General features: G+C 64.3%; 21 protein-coding genes. 18 read left to right on the top strand and 3 right to left on the bottom strand.

Annotated features, from left to right (window positions below; all coding sequences use genetic code 11):
- Nucleotides 1-3: 3 nt before the first annotated feature.
- The 14 genes from M3I53_RS28500 (at nucleotide 4) to M3I53_RS38295 (ending at nucleotide 13,041) form a co-directional block, all read left to right on the top strand.
- Entirely contained in the window at nucleotides 4-774 is a 771-nt protein-coding gene (locus M3I53_RS28500) for a ParA family protein (protein ID WP_254319192.1), read from the top strand.
- An 18-nt stretch (nucleotides 775-792) separates the two neighbouring features.
- On the top strand, nucleotides 793-1,680 hold the full coding sequence (locus M3I53_RS28495; protein ID WP_042265990.1) for a ParB/RepB/Spo0J family partition protein: 888 nt from the start codon (nucleotides 793-795) through the stop codon (nucleotides 1,678-1,680).
- A gap of 52 nt (nucleotides 1,681-1,732) precedes the next feature.
- The gene (locus tag M3I53_RS28490) at nucleotides 1,733-2,881 is read left to right on the top strand and encodes an SLC13 family permease (protein ID WP_375542600.1); all 1,149 of its coding nucleotides are present in this window, start codon (nucleotides 1,733-1,735) and stop codon (nucleotides 2,879-2,881) included.
- 296 nt (nucleotides 2,882-3,177) lie between these two features.
- Entirely contained in the window at nucleotides 3,178-3,759 is a 582-nt protein-coding gene (locus tag M3I53_RS28485) for an ATP synthase subunit I (RefSeq protein WP_302057876.1), read from the top strand.
- Nucleotides 3,760-3,930: 171 nt separating this feature from the next.
- On the top strand, nucleotides 3,931-4,782 hold the full coding sequence (gene atpB / locus M3I53_RS28480) for a F0F1 ATP synthase subunit A (RefSeq protein ID WP_254319190.1): 852 nt from the start codon (nucleotides 3,931-3,933) through the stop codon (nucleotides 4,780-4,782).
- A gap of 66 nt (nucleotides 4,783-4,848) precedes the next feature.
- Complete coding sequence (gene atpE / locus M3I53_RS28475; protein ID WP_028203308.1) at nucleotides 4,849-5,118, top strand: F0F1 ATP synthase subunit C; 270 nt, start codon at nucleotides 4,849-4,851, stop codon at nucleotides 5,116-5,118.
- Nucleotides 5,119-5,258: 140 nt separating this feature from the next.
- Nucleotides 5,259-5,729 carry a F0F1 ATP synthase subunit B gene (locus M3I53_RS28470; protein ID WP_254319189.1) on the top strand — a complete coding sequence of 157 codons (471 nt, stop codon included), beginning with the start codon at nucleotides 5,259-5,261 and terminating at the stop codon, nucleotides 5,727-5,729.
- A gap of 2 nt (nucleotides 5,730-5,731) precedes the next feature.
- Complete coding sequence (locus M3I53_RS28465) at nucleotides 5,732-6,271, top strand: F0F1 ATP synthase subunit delta (RefSeq protein ID WP_254319188.1); 540 nt, start codon at nucleotides 5,732-5,734, stop codon at nucleotides 6,269-6,271.
- A gap of 66 nt (nucleotides 6,272-6,337) precedes the next feature.
- A complete protein-coding gene (gene atpA / locus M3I53_RS28460; RefSeq protein ID WP_069264448.1) occupies nucleotides 6,338-7,879 on the top strand; it encodes a F0F1 ATP synthase subunit alpha in 1,542 nt (513 codons plus the stop codon).
- A gap of 85 nt (nucleotides 7,880-7,964) precedes the next feature.
- Nucleotides 7,965-8,846, top strand: a complete 882-nt coding sequence (gene atpG / locus M3I53_RS28455) for a F0F1 ATP synthase subunit gamma (protein WP_254319187.1) — start codon at nucleotides 7,965-7,967, stop codon at nucleotides 8,844-8,846.
- A gap of 87 nt (nucleotides 8,847-8,933) precedes the next feature.
- Nucleotides 8,934-10,328, top strand: coding sequence for a F0F1 ATP synthase subunit beta (atpD, locus tag M3I53_RS28450; RefSeq protein WP_069264444.1), 1,395 nt, complete (start codon nucleotides 8,934-8,936; stop codon nucleotides 10,326-10,328).
- Between the two features lie 79 nt (nucleotides 10,329-10,407).
- Nucleotides 10,408-10,833 (top strand): F0F1 ATP synthase subunit epsilon, encoded by a 426-nt coding sequence (locus tag M3I53_RS28445; RefSeq protein ID WP_028203314.1) that lies wholly within the window; start codon nucleotides 10,408-10,410, stop codon nucleotides 10,831-10,833.
- 316 nt (nucleotides 10,834-11,149) lie between these two features.
- Complete coding sequence (locus M3I53_RS28440; RefSeq protein ID WP_254319186.1) at nucleotides 11,150-12,910, top strand: AMP-binding protein; 1,761 nt, start codon at nucleotides 11,150-11,152, stop codon at nucleotides 12,908-12,910.
- On the top strand, nucleotides 12,907-13,041 hold the full coding sequence (locus M3I53_RS38295) for a hypothetical protein (RefSeq protein WP_302057873.1): 135 nt from the start codon (nucleotides 12,907-12,909) through the stop codon (nucleotides 13,039-13,041). The genes M3I53_RS28440 and M3I53_RS38295 overlap by 4 nt, the downstream gene beginning before the upstream one ends.
- Before the next feature lie 611 nt (nucleotides 13,042-13,652).
- On the opposite strand, the gene M3I53_RS28435 is transcribed toward M3I53_RS38295, so the two are convergent.
- Complete coding sequence (locus M3I53_RS28435; protein ID WP_254319185.1) at nucleotides 13,653-14,465, bottom strand: transporter substrate-binding domain-containing protein; 813 nt, start codon at nucleotides 14,463-14,465, stop codon at nucleotides 13,653-13,655.
- A 225-nt stretch (nucleotides 14,466-14,690) separates the two neighbouring features.
- Between M3I53_RS28435 and hemE the strand changes: the two genes are divergently transcribed.
- Nucleotides 14,691-15,782: a uroporphyrinogen decarboxylase gene (gene hemE, locus M3I53_RS28430; RefSeq protein ID WP_254319184.1), complete on the top strand. Its 1,092-nt coding sequence runs from the start codon at nucleotides 14,691-14,693 to the stop codon at nucleotides 15,780-15,782.
- 416 nt (nucleotides 15,783-16,198) lie between these two features.
- Nucleotides 16,199-18,454 (top strand): primosomal protein N', encoded by a 2,256-nt coding sequence (locus M3I53_RS28425; RefSeq protein WP_254319183.1) that lies wholly within the window; start codon nucleotides 16,199-16,201, stop codon nucleotides 18,452-18,454.
- Nucleotides 18,455-18,527: 73 nt separating this feature from the next.
- Here M3I53_RS28425 and M3I53_RS28420 read toward each other — a convergent pair whose 3' ends face one another.
- Nucleotides 18,528-18,677, bottom strand: a complete 150-nt coding sequence (locus M3I53_RS28420) for a hypothetical protein (RefSeq protein WP_254319182.1) — start codon at nucleotides 18,675-18,677, stop codon at nucleotides 18,528-18,530.
- A 290-nt stretch (nucleotides 18,678-18,967) separates the two neighbouring features.
- Between M3I53_RS28420 and putA the strand changes: the two genes are divergently transcribed.
- Both putA and M3I53_RS28410 read left to right on the top strand, forming a co-directional pair.
- Nucleotides 18,968-22,912, top strand: a complete 3,945-nt coding sequence (gene putA, locus M3I53_RS28415; RefSeq protein WP_254319181.1) for a trifunctional transcriptional regulator/proline dehydrogenase/L-glutamate gamma-semialdehyde dehydrogenase — start codon at nucleotides 18,968-18,970, stop codon at nucleotides 22,910-22,912.
- A gap of 96 nt (nucleotides 22,913-23,008) precedes the next feature.
- Nucleotides 23,009-24,157: a branched-chain amino acid ABC transporter substrate-binding protein gene (locus M3I53_RS28410; RefSeq protein WP_254319180.1), complete on the top strand. Its 1,149-nt coding sequence runs from the start codon at nucleotides 23,009-23,011 to the stop codon at nucleotides 24,155-24,157.
- Between the two features lie 123 nt (nucleotides 24,158-24,280).
- Here M3I53_RS28410 and M3I53_RS28405 read toward each other — a convergent pair whose 3' ends face one another.
- A complete protein-coding gene (locus M3I53_RS28405; RefSeq protein ID WP_254319179.1) occupies nucleotides 24,281-25,999 on the bottom strand; it encodes a thiamine pyrophosphate-binding protein in 1,719 nt (572 codons plus the stop codon).
- Between the last annotated feature and the right edge of the window lie 2 nt (nucleotides 26,000-26,001).

The raw sequence follows: 26,001 nt of genomic DNA, 5'->3' as shown, positions 1-26,001 counted from the left end.
AAGATGGCAAAAATCTTCTGCGTTGCGAACCAGAAGGGCGGCGTCGGCAAGACGACGACAACGGTCAATCTCGCCGCGAGCCTCGCATCGCAGGGACAACGTGTCCTTCTCATCGACCTCGACCCGCAGGGCAACGCGACCATGGGCAGCGGCATCGACAAGGCCGCGTGCGAGAACACGGTCTATGAGGTGCTCGTCGACGGCGTCACGGTGAACGCCGCGCGCACGCGGCCGGAACAGGTCGGCTACGACGTCCTGCCGGCCAACCGCGAGCTGGCCGGCGCCGAGGTCGAACTGGTGACGGTCGAGCAGCGCGAGCGGCGCCTGAAGGCCGCGCTCGCCGAGGTCGACGCCGAGTACGACTTCGTACTCATCGACTGCCCGCCGGCGCTTTCGCTGCTCACGCTCAACGGCCTGTGCGCCGCCCATGGCGTGGTGATCCCGATGCAGTGCGAATACTTCGCGCTCGAAGGCCTTTCGGATCTCATCAATACAATCAAGCAGGTCCACGCGAACATGAATCGCGACCTGAAGGTGATCGGCCTTCTGCGCGTGATGTTCGACCCGCGCATCACGCTGCAGCAGCAGGTTTCCGAGCAGTTGAAAGAGCACTTCGGCGACAAGGTCTTCGACGTCGTAATCCCGCGCAACGTCCGCCTTGCCGAAGCACCCAGCTACGGCTTGCCGGGTGTGGTGTTCGATCGCGCCTCGCGCGGCGCACAGGCCTATGTGCAGTTCGGCGCGGAAATGATCGAGCGCGTGCGCGCACTCTGACGAGACTGGGGAAGCACGATGAATGCAGTAGCACGGAAGAAGGGACTGGGCCGGGGGCTGGAAGCATTGCTCGGCGGCAGTGCGGACATCACCGAGGCGGTTAAGATCGACGGTGCACCTAACACGCTGCCGCTCACCCAGATGCAGGCCGGCAAGTACCAGCCGCGCACGCGGATGGACGAGGGCGCCCTCCAGGAGCTGGCAGCGAGCATTCGCGCACAGGGTCTGATGCAGCCGATTCTCGTGCGCCCGGTTGCGACGGGGCGCTACGAAATCATTGCGGGCGAGCGACGCTTCCGTGCCGCGCACATCGCCGGCCTGACCGAAGTGCCGGTGCTCGTGAAGGACGTGCCCGACCAGGCCGCCGCCGCGATGGCACTGATTGAGAACATCCAGCGCGAGGACTTGAATCCGCTGGAAGAGGCGCAGGGCATCCAGCGCCTGCTCGACGAGTTCAGCTTCACGCACGAGCAGGCGGCCGAGTCGGTGGGACGCTCGCGCAGCGCGGTGTCGAATCTGCTGCGTCTGCTCAACCTCGCAGCGCCCGTGCAGACGATGCTGCTGGCCGGCGATCTCGACATGGGCCACGCCCGTGCGCTGCTCGCCGTGGACGCTGCCACGCAAATCACGCTGGCGAACCAGGTGGTCAACAAGCGGATGTCGGTGCGTGAAACGGAGAAGCTCGTTTCGGCCACCACGAAGGCCGCACCGGCAGTGAAGGCGAAGGCCGCGCACGACGGCGGGCGCGACACGCGCCGCCTCGAAGAGGAGTTGTCGGACCTGCTCGCCGCATCGGTGAAGATCAAGCTCGGCCGACGCGGGCGAGGGCAGCTCACGGTCGACTTCGGTGACCTCGACGCGCTCGACGGCATCCTGCTGCGCCTGCGCGGCGAGACGGCGGCGTGATGGCTGTGATGCAGATCGCAGCGGCAAACGCGCGCGCCGGCGCATAAATCCGGTGCGCGAATCGGAGCAGGGCGCGCGTGAGCCCTTGAGCCTGTTGCGCCGCATCGGCGCATTCGCCGTTTCGGAGCCGGTGCTCGCGATCCTCATCGTGGCGTTCGTGGCGTTGCAGATTTACGCACCTCGTCCCATCGCCTCGCTGCCCGCACTTGTCGATTGGCAAACGGTGATGACCCTCGCGGGTCTGCTCATTCTGACGAAGGGTATCGAATATTCAGGACTGCTGACCTGGCTCGCGCACAAGCTCGTCCACTACATTCACTCGGAGCGCGGGCTCGCGTTGCTGCTCGTCGCGCTGGCCGCGGCGCTGGCGATGATCGTGACCAACGATGTGGCGCTTTTCGTCGTGGTGCCGCTCGTGCTGTCGCTGCACAAGCTCACGCCGCTGCCGCTCAAGCGCCTCGTGATCGTCATCGCGCTTGCCGTGAACGCGGGGTCGGTGCTCACGCCGCTCGGCAACCCGCAGAACCTGTTTCTCTGGCAGGTGAGCGGGGTATCGTTCGGACGCTTCGTCGTGGCGCTCGCACCGCTTTGCGCGTTTCTCATGGCGATGCTCATCCTGCTCACGGCGTTTCTTTTCAAGGCCACACCGCTCGACCTCTCGAAAGACGCCGCGCCGCAGCGCGTCGATCGGGCGCTTGCGAGCGTGGCGGCTGTGCTCTTCGTCGCGTTCGTGCTGCTCGCCGACGCGCACCACGCAGGTGTCGCGCTGGCCGCCGTCGCCGCGGGCTTCGTGGTCTGGCGCATTCGCATCGTACTCAAGATCGACTGGCTGCTGCTGCTGATCTTCGTGCTGATGTTCATTGTCCTGCGCAGTGTGGCCGCGCTGCCCGCCATCCATCACGCGCTTACGTCACTCTCGCTGCAAACGTCGATGCGCGCTTTTGCCGCAGGCGCCGTGCTGTCGCAGGTTATTAGCAATGTTCCGGCCGCCATTGTGCTCGCGGGCTTCACGCATGACTGGCGCGCGCTCGCGTTCGGCGTGAGCGTGGGGGGCTTCGGGGTCGCCATCGGCTCGCTGGCGAATCTCATCGCCGTGCGTCTGTCCGGCGAGCGCGGCGTGTGGCTGCTGTTTCACCTGATCGCCGTGCCGTTCTGGATCGTGGCCTTTTTGGGCGCCGCGCCGCTGCTGCATCTGTTTTGACGGCATTCCGTCTCACATGCTGGGGCGGAGCCAGCATTGCGCGCCGGATGGCTTCAAAACTACCTGGTCATCCTGACGATTGCTCCTTGCCTGCCTCCTCCCTTACAGTTACCGGTCACACCTTCGCGGCGCCGCCTTTTCCGCATGATGAAGTCGCATTTCACCGGTGTTATTGAAGGGCCTAAAGTCTTGAATTGCCTGCAACTATCGCTTACAATCGCCCGGATTTATTTGGTTGGCGATGCTGTAAGTGCGCTGTAATAAAACGCGTGCAAGGCGAATTTCCGGAATTAGCGATGGTGGGTCAGAGGCCAGACGAAGCGCCGCAGGCGCATGAAGGGCCCGATGTACCGCCGGGCGAAGTCGGAGCATCCAGCCGGGGGCAGGATGCAGCCGCCAAAAATTCCGGGCGCGTGGATCACAACGCGCGCTGGGACAAGCTGGACGCCAGCCAGCAAGATAACAACGACATCGTTCCGCTCACCCGGGTCGAAGCCGAGCAAATTTTCGGCGCGCAGGTGAGTCGCCCATCGCGCGTCACGCCGTTTCGTGTCGTCGCGGCGCAAGTGGTTTTGTCCCTGGTTGCAACGTTGGCGTGGTGGCTGTTTTATAAGCCGCCGGGCAGTGCTGCGTTGTCGGCGTTCCTGGGCGGAGCGATCTGCTGGTTTCCCGGTGCGTTGTTCGCGGCGCGCCTGAAGCAGTTGAGCAGGGCCGGCACCGTGTTCAACTGGATGCTCGGCGAAGCCTTCAAGATGGGGGCGACGATTGCGATGTTCGTCGCCATCGCGTTCTGGTATCACGACGTGCAGTGGATTCCCCTGCTCGTCACGTACCTGATCGCACTAAAGACATATTGGATCGCGCTCGCGTGGCGCTGACCCACCAACATCGCGCCGCCTCAAGTCAGGGCGTCGAAGCGAAGACGGTGGAAGTCGGCTGGCCGATGCGAAGCAGATAAGACACGATCCACGGCGGCGCGTTCCCGCAATACAGTATTGCGGCGGGAGCGGCCGAAAACGATTTTCGACAATTTGGGTGGCTTTAACGATATGGCAGCTAGCGAAGGAACGAGCGCACCGGGTCCGTCCGAGTACATTGCTCACCACTTGCAGAACTTTGCGACCTCGCACCAGACGTCGATCGTCGACTTCAGCGTCTGGAACATCGACACGTTGTTCTGGTCGATCCTGTGCGGCGTCGTGACGATCCTCATCCTGCGCCTCGCTGCGCGCAAGGCGACCCCGGGCGTACCGGGCCGCTTCCAGTGCGCCATCGAAATGCTGGTCGAGATGGTGGAGGACCAGTCCAAGTCCATCGTCCATGGCAACCGTGCATTCATCGCACCGCTCGCGCTGACCGTGTTCATCTGGGTCGCGCTCATGAACTCGCTCGACTTCATTCCTGTCGACCTGCCCACCCGCGTGATCGGCTGGCTCGGCCTCTCAGAAGTGCTGCCGCACCAGCGCATCGTTCCGACTGCCGACCTCAACGGCACGTTCGGCATCGCGCTCGGCGTCTTCGTGCTGATGATTTACTACAACCTCAAGATCAAGGGTCCTGGCGGCTTCGCACACGAACTGCTCTCGGCCCCGTTCGGCGCGCATCCGCTCCTGTGGATCCCGAACCTTGCACTGAACATCATCGAGTTCGTCGCCAAGACGGTTTCGCTCGCCCTGCGGTTGTTCGGCAACATGTACGCAGGCGAACTGCTGTTCCTGCTGATCGCGCTGCTGGGCGGTCTGTGGAGCTTCGGCGCGGACACGACGGTGCTTGGCTTCATCGGCCACGTGATTGCGGGCAGCGTCTGGGCGATCTTCCACATCCTGATCGTTCTGCTGCAGGCGTTCATTTTCATGATGCTGACGCTGGTGTACATCGGCCAGGCACACGACAAGCACTAAGTGCTCGTCAAACCAGATTTGCAGTTTTAAATCCCCAGTTCCAGAAAATCTCAATAAGGAGTGATCATGCAAGCTTTCATCGCCAACATCCAGGGTTTCACGGCCATCGGTATCGGCATCATCATCGGCCTGGGTGCAATCGGCGCCTGTATCGGTATCGGCCTGATGGGCGGCAAGTACATCGAAGCCTGCGCACGTCAGCCTGAACTGATGAACCCGCTGCAGACGAAGATGTTCCTGCTGGCTGGTCTGATCGATGCAGCGTTCCTGATTGGCGTTGGTGTTGCAATGCTGTTCGCGTTCGCTAACCCGCTGCTCTCGAAGCTCGCGGGCTAAGTTCCCTGGAAGGTTGCGCCTGACCTATAACGGGTAGTGGGCGCATGGCGGAACGGGAGACGAGGCGCTGATCGAGTTTCACAACCGATGAGCGCCTTGCCGTTTCAATTCCCCGGAATAGCAACGATTAAGGAAACACCGTGAATCTCAACGCAACCCTGTTTGCGCAAATGGTCGTGTTCCTGATCCTCGCGTGGTTCACGATGAAGTTCGTGTGGCCGCCGTTGATCAACGCCCTCGACGAGCGCTCGAAGAAGATCGCAGACGGCCTCGCCGCTGCGGAAAAGGGCAAGGCGGAACTCGAAGCGGCGCACAAGCGCGTCGGCGAAGAGCTCGCTACGGCCCGTAACGAGGGTCAAAGCCGTATCGCCGACGCTGAAAAGCGCGCGCTGGCCGTCGCAGAGGAAATCAAGGCCCAGGCGCACGCCGAAGCGGCACGCATCATCGCTCAGGCGAAGGCCGACGCCGACCAGCAGGTCGTCAAGGCACGCGAAGCGCTGCGCGCCGAAGTCGCCGCCCTCGCCGTGCAAGGCGCCGAGCAGATCCTGAAGCGCGAAGTCGATCAGTCGGCCCACGTCGAACTGCTGAATCAACTGAAAGCCGAGCTCTGATCATGGCCGAACTTGCAACCATCGCCCGCCCGTACGCAGAAGCATTGTTTGGCGTGGCCGAAGCTGGTGACACCGCTGCCTGGTCCACGCTCGTTTCGGAGCTGGCACAGGTTGCGGCCTTGCCCGAGGTGCAGTCGGTCGCGACGAGCCCGAAGGTGAGCCATGCCCAGGTCGCCGAGCTGCTGCTCGCGGCGGTGAAGTCGCCGGTCAAGGAATCGGGCGAGGTGAAGAACCTCGTGCAGATGCTGATCGAGAATCATCGCCTGGCACTGCTGCCGGAAATCCAGACGCAGTTCGAAGCGCTCAAGAACGCCAAGGCAGGTGCTGCTGACGCAGTGATCGTCAGCGCGTTCCCGCTCGAAGGCGCCCAGTTGAACGACCTCGTCGCCAGCCTCGAACGCAAGTTCAAATGCAAGCTGAAGCCGACCGTCGAGATCGACAAGTCGCTCATCGGCGGCGTGCGCGTCACGGTCGGCGACGAAGTGCTCGATACCTCGGTCCGCGCGCGGCTCGCCAGCATGCAGGCGGCGTTGACCGCCTGAGCGCCTCGATTAAAAAATCGGGCGCGGCGGCTGGCACGCAACAGAATTGAACATCAGGAGCGAATAATGCAACTCAATCCCTCTGAGATCAGCGAGCTGATCAAGAGCCGGATCCAGGGCCTTGAAGCGAGCGCAGACGTTCGCAATCAGGGCACCGTGATCTCCGTGACCGACGGTATCGTGCGTATCCACGGCCTGTCGGACGTGATGCAGGGCGAAATGCTCGAATTCCCGGGCAACACCTTCGGCCTCGCGCTGAACCTCGAGCGCGACTCGGTCGGCGCGGTGATTCTGGGCGAGTACGAGCACATTTCGGAAGGCGACATCGTCAAGACGACGGGCCGCATTCTCGAAGTGCCGGTTGGCCCCGAACTGATCGGCCGCGTGGTCGACCCGCTCGGCAACCCGATCGACGGCAAGGGCCCGGTCAACGCCAAGATGACCGACGCGATCGAAAAGATCGCTCCGGGCGTGATCTGGCGTGAAGGCGTGTCGCAGCCGGTGCAAACGGGTCTGAAGTCGATCGACTCGATGGTGCCGATCGGCCGTGGCCAGCGTGAGCTGATCATCGGCGACCGTCAGTGCGGCAAGACCGCAGTGGCCGTCGACACGATCATCAACCAGAAGGGCAAGGACCTCATCTGTATCTACGTCGCCATCGGTCAGAAGGCTTCGTCGATCCAGAACGTGCTGCGCAAGCTCGAAGAAACGGGCGCGATCGAATACACGATCGTCGTCGCCGCTTCGGCTTCGGAATCGGCCGCGCTGCAGTACCTCGCGCCGTACGCCGGCTGCACGATGGGCGAATACTTCCGCGACCGCGGTCAAGACGCCCTGATCATCTATGACGACTTGACCAAGCAAGCCTGGGCATACCGTCAGATCTCGCTGCTGCTGCGCCGCCCGCCGGGCCGTGAGGCTTACCCCGGCGACGTGTTCTATCTGCACTCGCGTCTGCTCGAGCGCGCCGCGCGCGTGTCGGCCGACTACGTCGAGAAGTTCACGAACGGCGAAGTGAAGGGCAAGACGGGTTCGCTCACCGCACTGCCGATCATCGAAACGCAAGCCGGCGACGTGACCGCATTCGTTCCGACGAACGTGATCTCGATTACCGACGGCCAGATCTTCCTGGAAACCGACCTCTTCAACGCAGGCATCCGCCCGGCAATCAACGCCGGCGTGTCGGTGTCGCGTGTGGGTGGTGCGGCTCAAACGAAGGTCGTGAAGAAGCTGTCGGGCGGTATCCGTACCGACCTCGCGCAGTACCGTGAACTGGCTGCATTCGCCCAGTTCGCATCGGACCTCGACGAAGCGACCCGCAAGCAGCTCGAGCGCGGCCGCCGCGTGACGGAACTGCTCAAGCAGCCGCAGTATCAGCCGCTGCAAGTGTGGGAACTGGCTGTTGCGCTGTTCTCGGCGAACAACGGCTACCTCGACGACATCGACGTCAAGGACGTCCTGCCGTTCGAAAAGGGTCTGCGCGAATACCTGAAGTCGAAGCACGCCGACCTCGTCGCGCGCATCGAGGACAAGAAGGACCTGTCGAAGGACGACGAGAACGCGCTCCACGCGGCTCTCAAGGACTTCAAGAAGTCCGGCGCATATTGATCCGTCCGGGAATCAATCACGATAAACGGACTGGGACCCGAGTCAGCGCGAAAGCGCTAACTCGGGTCGACAAAGGAGCAAAGCAATGGCTGGAATGAAGGAAATTCGCGGCAAGATCAAGAGCGTGCAAAACACGCGCAAGATCACCAAGGCGATGGAAATGGTCGCGGCGTCGAAAATGCGCCGTGCCCAGGAGCGCATGCGCGCCGCCCGCCCGTATGCCGACAAGGTCCGCGACATCGCTGCGCACATGAGCCGCGCGAACCCCGAGTACCGCCACCCGTTCATGGTGGAAAACACCGGTGCGAAGGTCGCAGGCGTGATTCTCGTCACGACCGACAAGGGTCTGTGCGGCGGGATGAACACCAACGTGCTGCGCGCGACGCTGCAGAAGTTCAAGGATCTGGAAGCATCCGGCACGTCGATCGAAGCAACTGCGATCGGCAGCAAGGGCCTCGGTTTCCTGAACCGTCTGCGCGCGAAGGTCGTCTCGAACGTTGTGCAACTCGGCGACACGCCGCACCTCGAAAAGCTGATCGGCGCGATCAAGGTGCAGCTCGACCAGTACTCGGAAGGCAAGCTTTCCGCCGTGTACCTCGCGTACACGCGCTTCGTCAACACGATGAAGCAGGAGCCTGTGATCGAGCAACTGCTGCCGCTGTCGGCCGAGCGTCTGGAAGCGGATGACGACGGCACGACGCCGAAGTCGGCGTGGGACTACATCTACGAGCCGGATGCGCAAACCGTCGTGGACGAACTGCTGGTTCGCTATGTCGAAGCCTTGGTCTATCAGGCCGTGGCGGAAAACATGGCTTCGGAGCAGTCGGCCCGTATGGTGGCGATGAAGGCGGCGTCGGACAACGCGAAGACGGTCATCAACGAACTGCAGCTCTCGTACAACAAGAGCCGCCAGGCCGCGATTACGAAGGAACTTTCGGAAATCGTCGGCGGCGCAGCAGCCGTTTGATCAAGCGACGAGCGCGAACCGATTGCGAAACCGCGCCGGTGTATGCCGGTGAGCGAGTGAAGAATTCAGGTATCTAAAGGAAAATCGATGAGTACAACTGCTTTGGTAGAAGGCAAGATCGTACAGTGCATCGGCGCGGTGATCGACGTGGAATTCCCGCGCGAGAGCATGCCGAAGATCTACGACGCGCTGATTCTCGAAGGGTCGGAACTGACTCTGGAAGTGCAGCAGCAGCTGGGCGACGGCGTTGTCCGCACCATCTGTCTGGGTTCGGCTGACGGCCTGCGCCGCGGCACCGTGGTCAAGAACACGGGCAACCCCATCCGCGTGCCGGTCGGCAAGCCGACCCTCGGCCGCATCATGGACGTGCTCGGCCGTCCGATCGACGAAGCCGGCCCGATCGTGAGCGAAACGACGCGCTCGATCCACCAGAAGGCTCCGGCGTTCGACGAGCTGTCGCCGTCGGCGGAACTGCTCGAAACCGGCATCAAGGTTATCGACCTGATCTGCCCGTTCGCAAAGGGCGGCAAGGTGGGTCTGTTCGGTGGTGCTGGCGTGGGCAAAACCGTCAACATGATGGAGCTCATCAACAACATCGCCAAGGAACACGGTGGTTTCTCCGTGTTTGCGGGCGTGGGCGAGCGTACCCGTGAGGGCAACGACTTCTACCACGAAATGAAGGACTCGAACGTTCTCGACAAGGTCGCGCTGGTATACGGCCAGATGAACGAGCCGCCGGGCAACCGTCTGCGCGTCGCGCTGACCGGTCTGACGATGGCCGAGCACTTCCGTGACGAAGGCCTCGACGTGCTGTTCTTCGTCGACAACATCTACCGTTTCACGCTGGCTGGCACGGAAGTGTCGGCACTGCTGGGCCGTATGCCGTCGGCAGTGGGCTATCAGCCGACGCTGGCTGAAGAAATGGGCAAGCTGCAAGAGCGCATCACGTCGACCAAGAAGGGCTCGATTACGTCGGTTCAGGCTGTGTACGTCCCTGCGGACGACTTGACCGACCCGTCGCCGGCTACGACCTTCGGCCACCTGGACGCAACCGTCGTGCTCTCGCGTGACATCGCCTCGCTGGGTATCTACCCGGCAGTCGACCCGCTCGACTCGACCTCGCGCCAGATCGACCCGAACGTGATCGGCGAAGAGCACTACTCGATCACGCGCGGTGTGCAGCAAACGCTGCAGCGCTACAAGGAACTGCGCGACATCATCGCGATTCTGGGCATGGACGAACTGTCGCCGGAAGACAAGCTGACGGTGGCCCGCGCTCGCAAGATCCAGCGTTTCCTGTCGCAGCCGTTCCACGTCGCGGAAGTCTTCACGGGCTCGCCGGGCAAGTACGTGCCGCTGAAGGAAACGATTCGCGGCTTCAAGATGATCGTTGACGGCGAATGCGATCACCTGCCGGAGCAGGCGTTCTACATGGTCGGCACGATCGACGAAGCCTTCGAAAAGGCCAAGAAGATCCAGTAAGGGTTAGTTGCCGAAGTGCGGATAAGTCGCGCGACTTATCCGCCACAGCAGCCAATTAATCCCCAAGGAGTCGACACATATGGCAGCAACCATCAAGGTAGACGTCGTCAGCGCCGAAGAGAGCATCTTCGACGGCCAGGCGAAGTTCGTCGCGCTTCCGGGCGAGGCGGGTGAGCTGGGCATTCTGCCGGGCCACACGCCGCTCATCACGCGTATTCGTCCGGGTGCAGTGCGCATCGTGGCGGAAGACGGCGGTGAAGAGTTCGTGTTCGTCGCAGGCGGCATTCTCGAAGTGCAGCCCGGCGCCGTCACGGTGCTCGCCGACACCGCGATCCGCGGCAAGGATCTCGACGAGGCGAAGGCCACGGAAGCGCGCAAGCGCGCTGAAGAGACGCTGCAGAACGCCGGCTCGAACCTCGAGTACGCCACCGCCCAGGCTGAACTGGCCTACGCGGTCGCGCAACTCGCGGCGATCCAGCGCCTGCGCAAGATGAACCAGCACTAATCGGTTCTCGTACGCGCGCCCTTGTGGCGCCGCGTTCGAAGCGAAAAGGGCTCCCCAACCGGGGAGCCCTTTTTGCATTTGCGCGCCGCGTGAGCGGGCACGGCCCGATGGCATCGCGATGAAAAACGCGGCATAAATGCCGTGAGCGACGGTGGTCGACCAAAACGCTCCGGCATACTTGACGTTTACGGAAAGGTAATGCCAAATCATGCGTTCGGAGCCGGCCCAGACCCTGCGGGTAAGACTTGATGCCGCCCCCGGCAAAGCCGGTGGCACAATGGTTTTCAAATTTTACGCTCCCCAGGAGACAGCCATCATGGCAATCGACGCAGCAGGCGCGCGCGCCGCGCCCGGTGTACATGAGCCGCTCATCGCGCCGAAAGACGGGCTTTCCTACGTGCGAGGCACGTCCGACCTGCCGCTCAGCAACGCGACCCTCGGCACGTTCCTGCAGGAGACCGCGAACCGCTTCCCCGAGCGGCCTGCCGTGGTGTTCCGCGAGCAGGGCATCCGCTGGAACTGGCGCGAGTTCGCCGCCGAAGTGGACGTGCTCGCAGCCGGCTTCGCCGAACTAGGCATCGTCAAGGGAGACCGCGTCGGCATCTGGTCGCCCAATCGCGTCGAATGGCTGCTCACCCAGTTTGCGACCGCGCGCATCGGCGCGGTGCTCGTCAACATCAATCCCGCCTACCGCCTCGCCGAACTCGAATACGCGCTGAACAAGGTCGCCTGCAAGGCGATCGTCTCCGCGGAGAGCTTCAAGACCTCGAAGTATCTGGAGATGCTGCAGACGCTCGCGCCCGAGCTTGCGAGCGCCACGCCCGGTCAGTTGCAGGCCGCGCGCCTGCCCGAACTGCGCGCGGTCGTGCGCATGTGCGACACGGCAACACCCGGCATGCTCTGCTTCAGCGAACTCGTGGAGATGGGCCGCGAGCGCATCGCCCGCGACGGCACGGCGTGGCTCGACGCCATCAACGCGACGCTATCGCCCGACGAGGCCATCAACATCCAGTTCACGAGCGGCACGACCGGTAATCCGAAGGGCGCGACGCTCACGCACCGCAACGTGCTCAACAACGGACGTTTCATCGCCCAGGCGATGCGCCTCACCGAAGAAGATTCGCTTTGCATTCCGGTGCCGCTCTATCACTGCTTTGGCATGGTGCTCGCGGTGCTCGCGTGCGTATCCGTTGGCGCGAACATGGTGTTCCCGGGTGAGGCTTTCGACCCGCGCGCGACGCTCGAAGCCGTCTCGGAAGAGGGCTGCACGGCATTGCACGGCGTGCCCACGATGTTCATCGCGGAGCTCGATCATCCCGAGTTCGCGCGCTTCGATCTTTCGAAGCTGCGCACGGGCATCATGGCCGGCTCGCCGTGCCCGATCGAGACGATGAAGCGCGTGGTCTCGAAGATGCGTCTCGCCGAAATCACGATCGCCTACGGCATGACGGAAACGAGCCCGGTGTCGTTCCAGAGTTCGACCACCGACCCGCTCGACAAGCGCACGACCACCGTGGGCCGCATTCAGCCGCATCTCGAAGTGAAGATCGTCGACGCACTGGGCAATATCGTGCCGGTGGGCGAAACGGGCGAGCTCTGCACGAAGGGCTATTCGGTCATGCAGGGCTACTGGGGCGACGCAGAGAAGACGGCCGAGTCGATCGTCGATGGCTGGATGCATACGGGCGATCTCGCGACGATCGACGCCGAAGGCTACTGCAACATCGTCGGCCGCCTCAAGGACATGCTCATCCGCGGCGGCGAGAACATCTATCCGCGAGAGATCGAAGAGTTTCTGTTCCGCCACCCCAAGGTCCAGTCCGCGCAGGTGTTCGGCGTGCCCGATGCGAAGTACGGCGAGGAAGTGTGCGCATGGATCGTATTGCGTGCGGGCGAGACGGCAACGGCGGAGGAGATTCAGGCGTTCTGCCAGGGGCAGATTGCGCACTACAAGATCCCGAAGTACATCCGCTTCGTCGACGAACTGCCGATGACCGTGACAGGCAAGGTGCAGAAGTTCGTGATGCGCGCGCGCATGATCGACGAACTCAAGATCAGCGAGCAGAAGACGGCTTGACCGCTGATTTTGCGACGCCGCGGCGGCCGAACGACGTCGCCGTGGCGGCATTCCAGCGCGTGCAAAAAAATGGTCGGGAAACCGAACGATTGGCTGGCGCGGGGGTGTGGATGCAGAGCGATGCCTGTTGAATAACGGAACGTACAGGCGAAAAAAAAGCGGGCCTGGAGCCCGCTAAAAACCACACGCTACGGGGTTAGCGCGAGGAGACCAAAGGAGGAGCCGGGTCATGAAACGTCTTGCACGCCGGTCGCGGCTCCAACAAGGATGCCCCTCGAGAGGGCTTCGGCGTAGTGCCGACCGGCAGGTGTTTTGTGTCCGCTCACACTGGCACCGCGCCACATCCGTGTTGAAACCGTTGAAGGCATTGTGGGCGAATTAAGATTGGTTCGCGGTAACAAAGTGTTTCAGGTTGTAACGCCCGTCAGATAAGGCTCTGCGGCGCTTTTGCCATCTTGAGCGTTTCGCGGAAGTCATTTTTACCGGTTTTTTTTGAGGTTATTTGACCGGGCTCCAGGGCCTCTCGTGGGCGAGCATTCGAACCGCATGAAGGGAAGCCCACGGCATTGGGACTTTTACGCGTGACAGCCACCGAACATAATTACCGGGTGCGCACATGCGCAATGCGTCGACGTTGCGTTCGCGCGTGAAATGCAAACTTTGCGCGCCTCATGTCACCAAACCTTCTGCAACTCATCGTAGCAATTCGAAGGGCCATAACAATGCGGCGCGCTTCAACACGTCACTTCAGCCACTTGTCGGAGATTGCCTGATATTCGCCGCTCGCGCGCGCCAGGTGCAGCCACTGATCCACATATTGCTGGAACACCGCGTCGCCGCGCGGCACCATCCACGCTTTCTCGCCGTATTGAAAGGGCTTGTCGGGATGCACCGAGCACAGGCCCGGATTGAGCTTCTGCTGCAGCATGGTCTCGGAGGCGTCGGTGACCATCACGTCGGCTTTGCCCGCGAGGATCTGTTTGAAGATCGTCACGTTGTCCGGATACATGATGAGATTCGCGTTCGGCAAGAACTGCTTCGCGAAGCGCTCATTCGTGCCGCCTGGATTCATGATCACGCGCACCGAAGGCTGGTTGATCTGTGCAACGGTCTGGTACTTCTTGACGTCTTCACATCGCACGATCGGCGTCTTGCCGTCGACCTGATAAGCCTCGGTAAAGAACGCGCGCTTCTGGCGTTCGAGCGTCGTGGAGACGCCGCCCACCGCAACGTCGCACTTCGCGAGGAAGTCGTTCATGAGGTTCGACCACGACGTCTTCACGAACTCGGCCTTCACGCCCAGTGACTTCGCAAGCGACTGGGTCATGTCGATGTCGATGCCTTCGAACACGCCGTCCTGCCTGTAGAACGAGTAGGGCTTGTAATCGCCGGTCGTGCAGGCGCGCAGCGTGCCGCGCGCGATGATTTCGTCGAGGCGCGAAGGGGTGGCGGCGGTCTGCGCACCATTGACTGGGGTACCGGCGGACTGGCCCGTGGCGCACGCGCTCAGCAAAGCGGCGCTAACGATCGTCAGGCCGAGGGCGGCATATTTCATCGTGTCTCCAGATCTGGTTTTGATTGATGTAATGTTTTGGAAAGCTGTCTGATGATAGTCCTCGCGTCCGCGGCAGATAAGCGCGGACTTACCTGGGTAGTCAGAACCTATACTTCAGTGGCATTGCGCTTTCTGATCCCGCCGATCAGCGGCGTGGCGCGGCGGCCGCTCCGGTAAAATGGCCGCTTGCTTTTGAACCTTGGCGCGAGTTCGCGCATCCAGCACGTGGCCCACACTCTCCTGAACGACACCTTCCTGCGCGCGCTGCTGCGCCAGCCGACCGAGTACACGCCGATCTGGCTGATGCGCCAGGCGGGCCGCTATCTGCCGGAGTACAACGCCACGCGCAGCCGCGCGGGCAGCTTCCTCGGCCTCGCGAAGAATCCCGATTACGCGACCGAGGTCACGCTGCAACCGCTCGAGCGCTATCCGCTCGACGCCGCGATCCTGTTCTCCGACATCCTCACGATTCCGGACGCGATGGGCCTCGGTCTCTCGTTCCAGGCGGGGGAAGGGCCGAAGTTCGCGCACCCGGTGCGCACCGAAGAAGACGTGGCGCGACTCGCCGTGCCCGATATCGGCGCGACGCTTGGCTACGTGACCGACGCCGTGCGCGAAATTCGCCGTGCGCTCACCAATGCAGAAGGGCGTCAGCGTGTGCCGCTGATCGGCTTCTCGGGCAGCCCGTGGACGCTTGCCTGCTACATGGTCGAGGGCGGGGGCTCGGACGACTTCCGCACCGTGAAGTCGATGCTGTACGCGCGCCCGGACCTCATGCAGCGCATTCTCGAAGTCAACGCGCAGGTGGTCGCGGCCTATCTGAACGCGCAGATCGAAGCCGGCGCGCAGGCCGTGATGATCTTCGACACCTGGGGCGGCGCACTCGCGGACGGCGCGTATCAGCGCTTCTCGCTCGCGTACATCGCGCAGGTCGTAGCGCAGCTCAAGCGCGAGCACGATGGCGAGCGTGTGCCGGTGATCACGTTCACGAAGGGCGGCGGTCTCTGGCTCGAGGAAATCGCCAATACTGGCGTGGACGCCGTTGGCCTCGACTGGACCGTCAACCTCGGCCGCGCGCGCGAACGCGTGGGTGATCGCGTGGCGCTTCAGGGCAACCTCGACCCCACGGTGCTCTTCGCTTCGCCAGCCGCGATCCGCGAACAGGCGCGCGCGGTACTGGACAGCTTTGGCGCGCACCCGGGCCACGTGTTCAACCTCGGCCATGGCATTTCGCAGTTCACGCCGCCCGAAAGCGTGGCCGAACTCGTAGACGAAGTGCATCGTCACAGCCGCGCCATTCGCGCGACCGGTGCCTGACTTTTTGGTGCATCGCAGCAAGCTGGGCTCCGGGCGTCAGGGTATGACCGGGCTCAGGAGGGCATCCAGACGCCATCGGGGCCCTGTCAAGACTTGACTTATACACACTTGCCTCGTTGCGGCGCGCAAGACGGAAAGGTTGTCGCAGGCGCCCGTTCAGGTCTGAGCAGAATCAATCAGACCCTTGACAGGCAAGGCTTTCGGCGCTCCACGGCGCTGTGTGCGGTATCCCACATAGCGACGACACTCGGGCGCGCTGCGGCGGCGCCCGGCAAGTTCTCAACAAAGTTATCCACAGGCGCAGATTCGGGGGCGCGATTGTTCTGCGGAATCCAAAACTTAGCGCGAAATCTCAAGTATTACTTTAGGTTTGCGTGTCTGTGCGCTGACGTACGGAACTTCCCTGGGGGCAAGGCATGACAGGGCGTTACGTGCGCGTGGCTCTCGACCATCCACTGGATGCGCTCTACGACTATCGCTATGGCCTCGACAGCGCCCCTGAGCCCGGGATGCTTGTGCGCGTGCCGTTCGGGCGTCGCGACGTGGTCGGCCTGATCTGCGAAGTGAACGCTCACAGCGATGTGCCCGCGAACAAGCTCCGCGACGTGAGCGCGGTGTGCGCCGCCTGTCCGCCGCTTTCGGCGCAATGGCTGGCGCTGGCTGGGTTTGCTGCCGACTACTATCAGCGAGGCCTCGGCGAGGTCGCCCTGCCGGCGCTGCCGCAGGCGTTGCGCGATCCGTCGCGCTGGGCGCGGCTGCTCGCCCCCGAGGAGCGCTACCGTCTGTCGCCGCAAGGGCGCGCCGCGCTGCCCGACGCCTTGCCGGCGCGCGCCCAGGCGCTGCGCCGCCTCGCGCAGGCGCTCGCTGATGCCGGCGAACTCGATGCCGCCGCGGCCCGTGCGCTGCATCCCAAGGCGATTGCGACGCTCGAGGCCTGGTGCGAAGCCGGCTGGGTGGAGCATGAGTCCATCGAGTTCGGCGCGGCACCAAGCGTGGCCAACAGCGCCGCGCAGACCGCCGCCATGGTGGAAGTCCCGCGCCTGAGCGACGAGCAGGCCGAAGCGGTGGAAGCCATCGGCGCGGCAAGCGGCTTCGCGCCCTTCCTTTTGCACGGCGTGACGGGCAGCGGCAAGACCGAGGTCTATCTGCGCGCGCTCGCGGCGCTGCTCGAGCGCGAGCCGGGCGCTCAGGCGCTCGTGCTGGTCCCGGAAATCAACCTTACGCCGCAGTTCGAGGCGGCCTTTCGCACGCGTTTTGCGGCCCGGCTCGCCGACGAGGCCATCGTCACGCTTCACAGCGGACTCGCGGAAGGCGAGCGCGCCCGCAACTGGCTCGCGGCGCACACGGGCCGCGCGCGCATCGTGCTCGGCACGCGGCTCGCGGTGCTCGCCTCGCTGCCGCGTCTCGCGATGCTCGTGGTCGACGAAGAGCACGACCCCGCCTACAAGCAGCAGGAAGGGCTGCGCTACTCGGCGCGCGACCTTGCGGTATGGCGGGCCAAGCAGCTGGGCGTGCCCGTCGTGCTGGGCTCGGCCACGCCGTCGCTCGAAAGCTGGTGGCAGACCGAGCAGGGCCGCTACACGCGCCTCACGCTCTCGCGCCGTGCGATTGCCGACGCGGTGCTCCCCACCGTCAAGCTGATCGATCTCGAAGAGGAGCGGCGGCGCGGCCGCGCTTCGTTCGAAGGGCTCTCCGGGCCTTTGGTCGCGGCGATGAAGGCGCGCCTCGAGCGCGGCGAGCAGAGCCTCCTATTCCTGAACCGTCGCGGTTACGCGCCCACGCTCGCGTGCGATTCCTGCGGCTGGGTAGCGGGCTGCCCGCGCTGCAGCGCGTACGTCGTACTGCACAAGCCCGAGCGCGCGCTGCGCTGCCATCACTGCGGCTGGGAATCGCGCATTCCGCATTCATGCCCCGAGTGCGGCAACGTCGACATCGCGCCGATGGGGCGCGGCACGCAGCGCATCGAGGAGGCGCTCGCGAGCGCGGTGCCGGGCGCGCGGGTGCTGCGCATCGACGCCGACAGCACGCGCCGCAAGGGCAGCGCGCAGGCGCTTTTCTCCGACGTGCACGCCGGCGAAGTCGACATCCTCGTGGGCACGCAAATGATCGCGAAGGGGCACGACTTCCAGCGCGTGTCGCTCGTTGGCGTGCTGAACGCCGACAATGCGCTCTTTTCGCACGATTTCCGGGCGGGCGAGCGCCTGTTCGCGCAGCTGATGCAGGTGAGCGGGCGGGCGGGGCGCGCCGGACTCGCCGGCGAGGTGCTCGTGCAGACGCGCTATCCGCGCCATGCGCTCTATCACGCGCTGGCGCGCCAGGACTATGTAGGCTTTGCGAATACGCAGGTCGCGGAGCGGCGCGACGCGCACCTGCCGCCGTTCGTCTATCAGGCGTTATTGCGCGCCGAAGGGCGCACGCTGGAGGCGGCGCTGGCGTTTCTCGCCCAGGCCGCGGAGGCGCTCACGGCGATTGCCGGCGCCGAGCGAGTCATGGCCTACGACGCGGTGCCGCTCACCATCGTGAAGGTGATGAACGTGCATCGCGCGCAACTGCTCGTGGAAAGCCAGTCGCGTGCCGCGCTGCAGGCCACGCTGCGCGCATGGCAACCCGCGCTGCGCGCCTTGCGCGGCGTGCTGCGCTGGAATCTCGAAGTCGATCCGCTCGATATCTAGCCGCGGACAGCAGCCGACATGGCCCCGTCACCGCAGCAGCGGGGCCACCTGGCATCGACTTCCCGTTTCTTCCTTACTGGCCGATGGTATCGGCCACTTCCTTACGCGCCGCGCGCTTCAAGCTCATGCGGCGTTCATCCGGCGCGGTCGCGCCGCGCATGAACAGCACGGCGCACATGGCGCACATCGTCCAGATCCCTGCGATTACCAGCAGCTTTTCCATTTTCCGGTCCCTACGCACTTTCTTGTGATCAACAACCCCCGCTCTGTTTGTATAACGGCACGGCCGCGGAATCGATTAGGGTTGTCCAGCGTGTTGTTGGGCCAGGGAAAATACCGAGCGCGACCCGCGCGGCCCGGTGGGCGGACATCGGCCGCAAACCCAGGCTGCACAAGGCCTCGATCGTGGTGCAACCATTTCGACAGTGTGGTTGCACCTTTTTATTGGTAGGGTTACGATTCGCCAACTTTTTGGTCACCGCCGGTGGGGGTCTGCCGGCCTACGAAGGAAACATGGCTAGCACCACACTTGGCGTCAAAGTCGACGATCTCCTCCGCTCCCGCCTCAAGGACGCCGCCACGCGGCTCGAGCGCACGCCGCACTGGCTCATCAAGCAAGCCATCTTTGCCTACCTCGAGAAAATCGAGCACGGCCAGCTGCCTCCCGAACTCAACGGTCATGTCGGTGCGACCGATCTCGCCGAAGGTGCTACCGCTGACGACGACGACGCGGCGTCGCATCCGTTTCTCGAATTCGCGCAGAACGTCCAACCGCAGTCGGTGCTGCGCGCGGCCATTACGGCCGCGTACCGCCGCCCCGAGCCGGAGTGCGTGCCGTTCCTTATCGGCGAAGCGCGCCTGCCCGCCAACCTCACGGGCGACGTGACGAAGCTCGCCACGAAGCTCGTCGAAACGCTGCGCGCGAAGGGCACCGGCGGCGGCGTGGAAGGCCTGATCCACGAGTTTTCGCTGTCGAGCCAGGAAGGCGTGGCGCTGATGTGCCTCGCCGAAGCGCTGCTGCGCATTCCCGACCGCGCCACGCGCGACGCGCTCATCCGCGACAAGATCAGCAAGGGCGACTGGAAGTCGCACGTGGGCCACGCGCCGTCGCTGTTCGTGAACGCCGCGACCTGGGGCCTCATGATCACCGGCAAGCTCGTCACGACGAACAGCGAAACCGGTCTCTCGTCGGCGCTCACGCGCATGATCGGCAAGGGCGGCGAGCCGCTGATCCGCAAGGGCGTGGACATGGCCATGCGCCTGATGGGCGAGCAGTTCGTCACGGGCGAGAACATCTCCGAGGCGCTCGCCAACAGCCGCAAGTTCGAAGCGCGCGGTTTCCGCTACTCGTACGACATGCTCGGCGAAGCCGCGACGACGGAAGCCGATGCCCAGCGCTACTACGCATCGTACGAGCAGGCGATCCACGCCATCGGCAAGGCCGCCGGCGGCCGCGGCATCTACGAAGGCCCTGGCATCTCGATCAAGCTCTCCGCGCTGCACCCGCGCTACTCGCGCGCGCAGCAGGAACGCACGATGGGCGAACTGCTGCCGCGCGTGCGCGCACTCGCCGTGCTCGCTCGCCGCTATGACATCGGCCTCAATATCGACGCCGAAGAAGCCGATCGCCTCGAAATCTCGCTCGACCTGCTCGAAGCGCTGTGTTTCGATCCGGAACTCGCGGGCTGGAACGGCATTGGCTTCGTGGTGCAGGCTTACCAGAAGCGCTGCCCGTTCGTGATCGACTACATCGTCGATCTCGCGCGTCGCAGCCGTCACCGCATCATGGTGCGCCTCGTGAAGGGCGCGTACTGGGATACGGAAATCAAGCGCGCCCAGGTGGATGGCCTCGAAGGCTACCCCGTGTACACGCGCAAGATCTACACGGATGTATCGTACCTCGCCTGCGCGAAGAAGCTGCTCGGCGCGCCGGATGCCGTGTATCCGCAGTTCGCCACACACAACGCGTACACCCTCTCGGCGATCTATCACCTCGCGGGCCAGAACTACTATCCCGGCCAGTACGAATTCCAGTGCCTGCACGGCATGGGCGAGCCGCTGTACGAAGAAGTCACGGGCCCGCTCTCGCAGGGCAAGCTCAACCGTCCGTGCCGCGTCTACGCGCCGGTCGGCACGCATGAAACGCTGCTCGCGTATCTCGTGCGGCGTCTGCTCGAAAACGGCGCGAACACGTCGTTCGTGAACCGCATCGCCGATGCCTCCGTGCCGGTCGCCGAACTAGTCACGAACCCCATCGACGACGCCGCGAAGGTCGTGCCGCTCGGCGCACCGCACGCGAAGATTCCGCTGCCGCGCGAGCTGTATGGCAACGAGCGCTTCAATTCGATGGGGCTCGATCTGTCGAACGAGCATCGTCTCGCGTCGCTCTCGTCGGCGCTGCTGGCGAGCGCGCATCATCCGTGGCGCGCCGCGCCGATGCTCGGGGACAGCGATATCGCAGACAGCGCCGCACGCGACGTGCGCAACCCCGCCGATCATCGCGATCTCGTCGGCACCGTAGCGGAAGCGACGAGCGAGCACGTGAGCGCCGCGCTCTCGCACGCCGTGGCCGCCGCGCCGATCTGGCAGGCCACGCCCGTCGAAGCGCGCGCCGATTGCCTCGCACGCGCCGCCGATCTGCTCGAAGCGCAAATGCATACGCTGATGGGCCTGATCGTGCGTGAAGCGGGCAAGTCGCTGCCGAACGCCGTGGCCGAAATCCGCGAAGCCATCGACTTCCTGCGCTACTACTCCACGCAGATCCGCGAAGAGTTCTCGAACGACACGCATCGCCCGCTCGGCCCGGTCGTGTGTATCAGCCCGTGGAACTTCCCGCTCGCGATCTTCATGGGCCAGGTGGCCGCGGCGCTCGCAGCCGGCAACACGGTGCTCGCGAAGCCCGCTGAACAAACGCCGCTGATCGCCGCGCAAGCCGTGCGCATCCTGCGCGAAGCCGGCGTGCCGGCGGGCGCGGTGCAACTGCTGCCGGGCAACGGCGAAACGGTGGGCGCGGCGCTCGTCGCCGATCACCGCACGCGTGCCGTGATGTTCACGGGCTCGACCGAAGTCGCGCGCCTCATCAACAAGACGCTGTCCGAGCGCCTCGACTCCGAAGGCCGCCCGATTCCGCTGATCGCCGAAACCGGCGGCCAGAACGCGATGATCGTCGATTCGTCGGCACTCGCGGAGCAGGTCGTGGCCGACGTGCTGCAAAGCGCGTTCGACTCGGCTGGCCAGCGTTGTTCCGCGCTGCGCGTGCTGTGCCTGCAGGACGACGTGGCGGACCGCACGCTCGAAATGCTCTCGGGGGCGATGAAGGAACTCGCGGTGGGCAATCCCGACCGCCTCTCGACCGACGTCGGCCCCGTGATCGACATCGACGCGAAGCGCGGTATCGATACGCACGTGGCAGGCATGCGCGAAAAGGGCCGCAAGGTCCAGCAGATGCCGACGCCCGACACCTGCGCGCAAGGCACGTTCGTGCCGCCCACGCTCATCGAGCTCGACAGCCTCGACGAACTCAAGCGCGAAGTGTTCGGCCCGGTGCTGCACGTGGTGCGCTATCGCCGCAGCCAGCTCGACAAGCTGCTCGAGCAGATCCGCGCAACGGGCTACGGCCTCACGCTCGGCATTCACACGCGTATCGACGAAACGATCGCACACGTGATCGGCCGCGCGCACGTGGGCAACATCTACGTGAACCGCAACGTGATCGGTGCGGTGGTGGGCGTGCAGCCGTTCGGCGGCGAAGGTCTCTCGGGCACAGGCCCGAAGGCGGGTGGCGCGCTGTATCTTTCGCGTCTGCTCGCGAAGCGTCCGGCTGGTCTGCCGAAGTCGCTCGCCGATGTGCTCGTCGTCGATGCGCCGCAAGTTGCTGAAGGCAACGGCGCGCCGCAATCGGCACAGGCCGCGCTCACGACGCTGCGCGACTGGCTCATCGCCGAGCGCGAGCCCGCGCTCGCGGCACGCTGCGACGGCTACCTCGAATACGTGCTCGCGGGCGCCACGGCGGTTCTGCCGGGCCCGACGGGCGAGCGCAACACCTACACGCTTTCGGCGCGCGGCACGGTGCTGTGCGTGCCGTCGACGGCCACGGGCGCCCGCGCGCAACTCGCCGTTGCGCTCGCAACGGGCAACCGCGCGCTGTTCCAGGGCGCAGCGGGCGAAGCGCTCGTGAGCGCATTGCCGGCGGCACTGAAGGCGCACGTAGCGATCAAGAAGACGGCGGATGCCGACTTCGATGCAGTCCTCTTCGAAGGCGACAGCGACGAGCTGCTCGCACTCGTGAAGGAAGTGGCCAAACGTCCTGGCCCGATCGTCTCGGTGCAGGGCGTGGCGGCGCACGCGCTCGCCAACGGCGATGAAGATTACGCTCTCGAACGGCTGCTCGCGGAACGTTCGGTCAGCGTGAATACGGCAGCAGCAGGCGGTAATGCAAATTTGATGACGATCGGTTAAGCACCAGCCATACTGTCGGTCGTCTCAAGACAAGGAAGCGGCAAGGCGCATTGAATCCGAAGCCGCTCGTTCGATACCTGGTACCAAGGAGAAGCAATGCAACACACGATGAAGCAGCTGGCAGGCGCAACGCTTGTTGCCGCCCTGTCGCTGGCGGGGACTGCGCAGGCACAACAAGCCGAAGACGTGAAGATCGGTTTCGCCGGTCCGATGACGGGCGCGCAGGCGCACTACGGCAAGGACTTCCAGAACGGCATCACGCTCGCAGTCGAAGACATCAACGCGACGAAGCCCGTGATCGGCGGCAAGCCGGTTCACTTCGTGCTCGACTCGGCCGACGATCAGGCCGACCCGCGCACGGGCACGACGGTCGCGCAGAAGCTCGTCGACGACGGCATCAAGGGCATGCTCGGTCACTTCAACTCGGGCACGACGATCCCGGCTTCGCGTATCTACGCGAACGCAGGCATCCCGCAGATCGCCATGGCGACGGCGCCTGAGTACACGCAGCAAGGCTTCAAGACGACGTTCCGCATGATGACCTCGGACACGCAGCAGGGTTCGGTCGCAGGCACGTTCGCAGTGAAGAACCTCGGCTTGAAGAAGATCGTCGTGATCGACGACCGCACGGCGTACGGCCAGGGTCTCGCCGACGAGTTCTCGAAGGCTGCGAAGGCTGCGGGCGGCAACATCATCGACCGTGAATACACCAACGACAAGGCCGTCGACTTCAAGTCGGTCCTGACGAAGGCGAAGGCGATGAACCCCGACCTCGTCTACTTCGGCGGCGCGGACTCGCAAGCGGCACCGATGGTCAAGCAGATGAAGTCGCTGGGCATCAAGGCCCCGCTGATGGGCGGCGAAATGGTTCACACGCCGACCTTCCTGCAAATCGCGGGCGACGCAGCGAACGGCACGGTGGCATCGCTCGCCGGCCTGCCGCTCGACCAGATGCCGGGTGGCAAGGACTACGTCACGAAGTACAAGAAGCGCTTCGGCGAAGACGTGCAGACGTACTCGCCGTACGCCTACGACGGCGCCATGGCGATGTTCGACGCGATGAAGAAGGCCAACTCGACGGATCCGGCGAAGTACCTGCCGTTCCTCGCGAAGACCAGCATGCCGGCAGTCACGACGTCGGACCTCGCGTACGACACGCGCGGCGACCTGAAGAACGGCGGCATCACGCTGTACAAGGTTGTCGACGGCAAGTGGACGACGCTGCAAAGCGTGGGCGGCAAGTAAGCGCCTGAGCTTTAGCTGAAGTCAAAAGCCCCGCAGGATCGAAAGATCTGCGGGGCTTTTGTTTGTGCGCTCGCTGCTGCTCGTCCAGCGCGACAGGTGAGCTTATTCAGGATTCCTTTTCAGTCATTCTCCGCGCATTTTCCTGCCTGCTTCGCGAATCTGTTCGAGCGTGGCCGCAGGCGTGCTCGCTTCCTTCGTCACACGGATTTCGATCAGCGCGGGCTTGCCTGCCGTGAGGGCACGCTCGAGCGCGGGGGCGAATTGCGCCGTGGTCGTGACGACTTCGCCGTGCGCGCCGAACGACTGCGCAAACGCTGCGAAGTCGGGGTTCGTGAGCTGCGTGCCGTGCACGCGGTTCGGATAGTGGCGTTCCTGATGCATGCGGATCGTGCCGTAGTGCGCGTTGTTCACGACGATGAACACGACATTCAGGCCGTACTGCATCGCCGTGGCGAGTTCCGACGAAGCCATCATGAAGCAGCCGTCGCCCGCGAGCGCGACCACGGTGCGCGAGGGGTATTGCGACTTCGCGGCGATTGCGGCGGGCACGCCGTAGCCCATCGCGCCGCTCGTGGGCGCGAGCTGCGAACGGAAGTGGCGATACGCGAAATGGCGATGCAGCCACGTTGCGTAATTGCCCGCGCCGTTCGTGACGATCGCGTCGTCGGGCAGGCGTGCGCGCAGTTGCTGCATGACTTCGCCGAGCTGCACGTCGCCGGGCATCGGCAGCGGCTTGCGCCATGCGTGCCACGCCTCGTGCGCTTGCGCGGCGCTGCCGCCCCACGCGGGTTGAGCGGGAGCGGGCAGTTCCGCGAGCAGCGCGGCGATTTCCGCGAGGCCAGAGACGATCGGCAGATCGGCTGCGTAGACGCGGCCGAGTTCCTCCGCGCCCTGATGCACGTGAATGAGCGTTTGCTTCGTTTTGGGAATGTCGAAGAGCGTGTAGCCGCCCGTCGTCGATTCGCCCAGACGCGGACCGAGTGCGAGCAGCACGTCGGCTTCGCGGATGCGCTTCGCGAGTGCCGGATTGATGCCGAGGCCCACGTCGCCCGCGTAGTTCGGGTGATCGTTGTTGAGCGTGTCCTGAAAGCGGAACGCGAGGCCGACGGGCAATTGCCAGTTCTCGACGAAGCGCTGGAAGTCCGCACAAGCCTGCGGGTTCCAGCCATGGCCGCCCGCGATCACGAACGGCTTTTTCGCGCCCGCGAGCAGTTCGCGCACGCGTTCCATCTGCGCGGCGGAAGGCGACGCCTGCACGCGCTGCGCGCTCGGTGCGATGGGCTGCGCTTCGGACGCGGGAATCGCGCCGCTCAGCATGTCTTCGGGCAGCGCGAGCACGACCGGGCCCGGCCGTCCCGACATCGCGACATGGAACGCGTGGCTCAGGTATTCGGGCACGCGGCGCGCGTCGTCGATCTGCGCGACCCACTTCGCCATCTGGCCGAACATGCGTCGATAGTCGATTTCCTGGAACGCCTCGCGGTCCATCTGCTCGCGGGCGACCTGGCCGATCAGGAGGATCATCGGCGTGGAGTCCTGAAACGCCGTGTGCACGCCAATCGAGGCGTGCGTGGCGCCCGGCCCGCGCGTGACGAGCGCGATGCCGGGCCTGCCCGTGAGCTTGCCGATCGCTTCCGCCATGTTCGCCGCCGCTGCCTCGTGACGGCACACCACGGTTTCGATCTTTGCGGTTTCGTCGGACAACGAATCGAGCACCGCAAGATAGCTCTCGCCCGGTACGCAGAACACGCGCTCGACGCCATTGGCGACGAGCGCATCGACGACGAGGCGAGCCCCGGTGGTAGTGGCTTCGGTGGTGGCGGATGCGTTCGGCTGCTGCATGA

Source organism: Paraburkholderia sp. CNPSo 3272 (genome assembly GCF_024206495.1).
In the GTDB taxonomy this organism is placed as follows: Bacteria; Pseudomonadota; Gammaproteobacteria; order Burkholderiales; family Burkholderiaceae; genus Paraburkholderia.
This window is presented reverse-complemented; position numbering and strand designations above follow the sequence as displayed.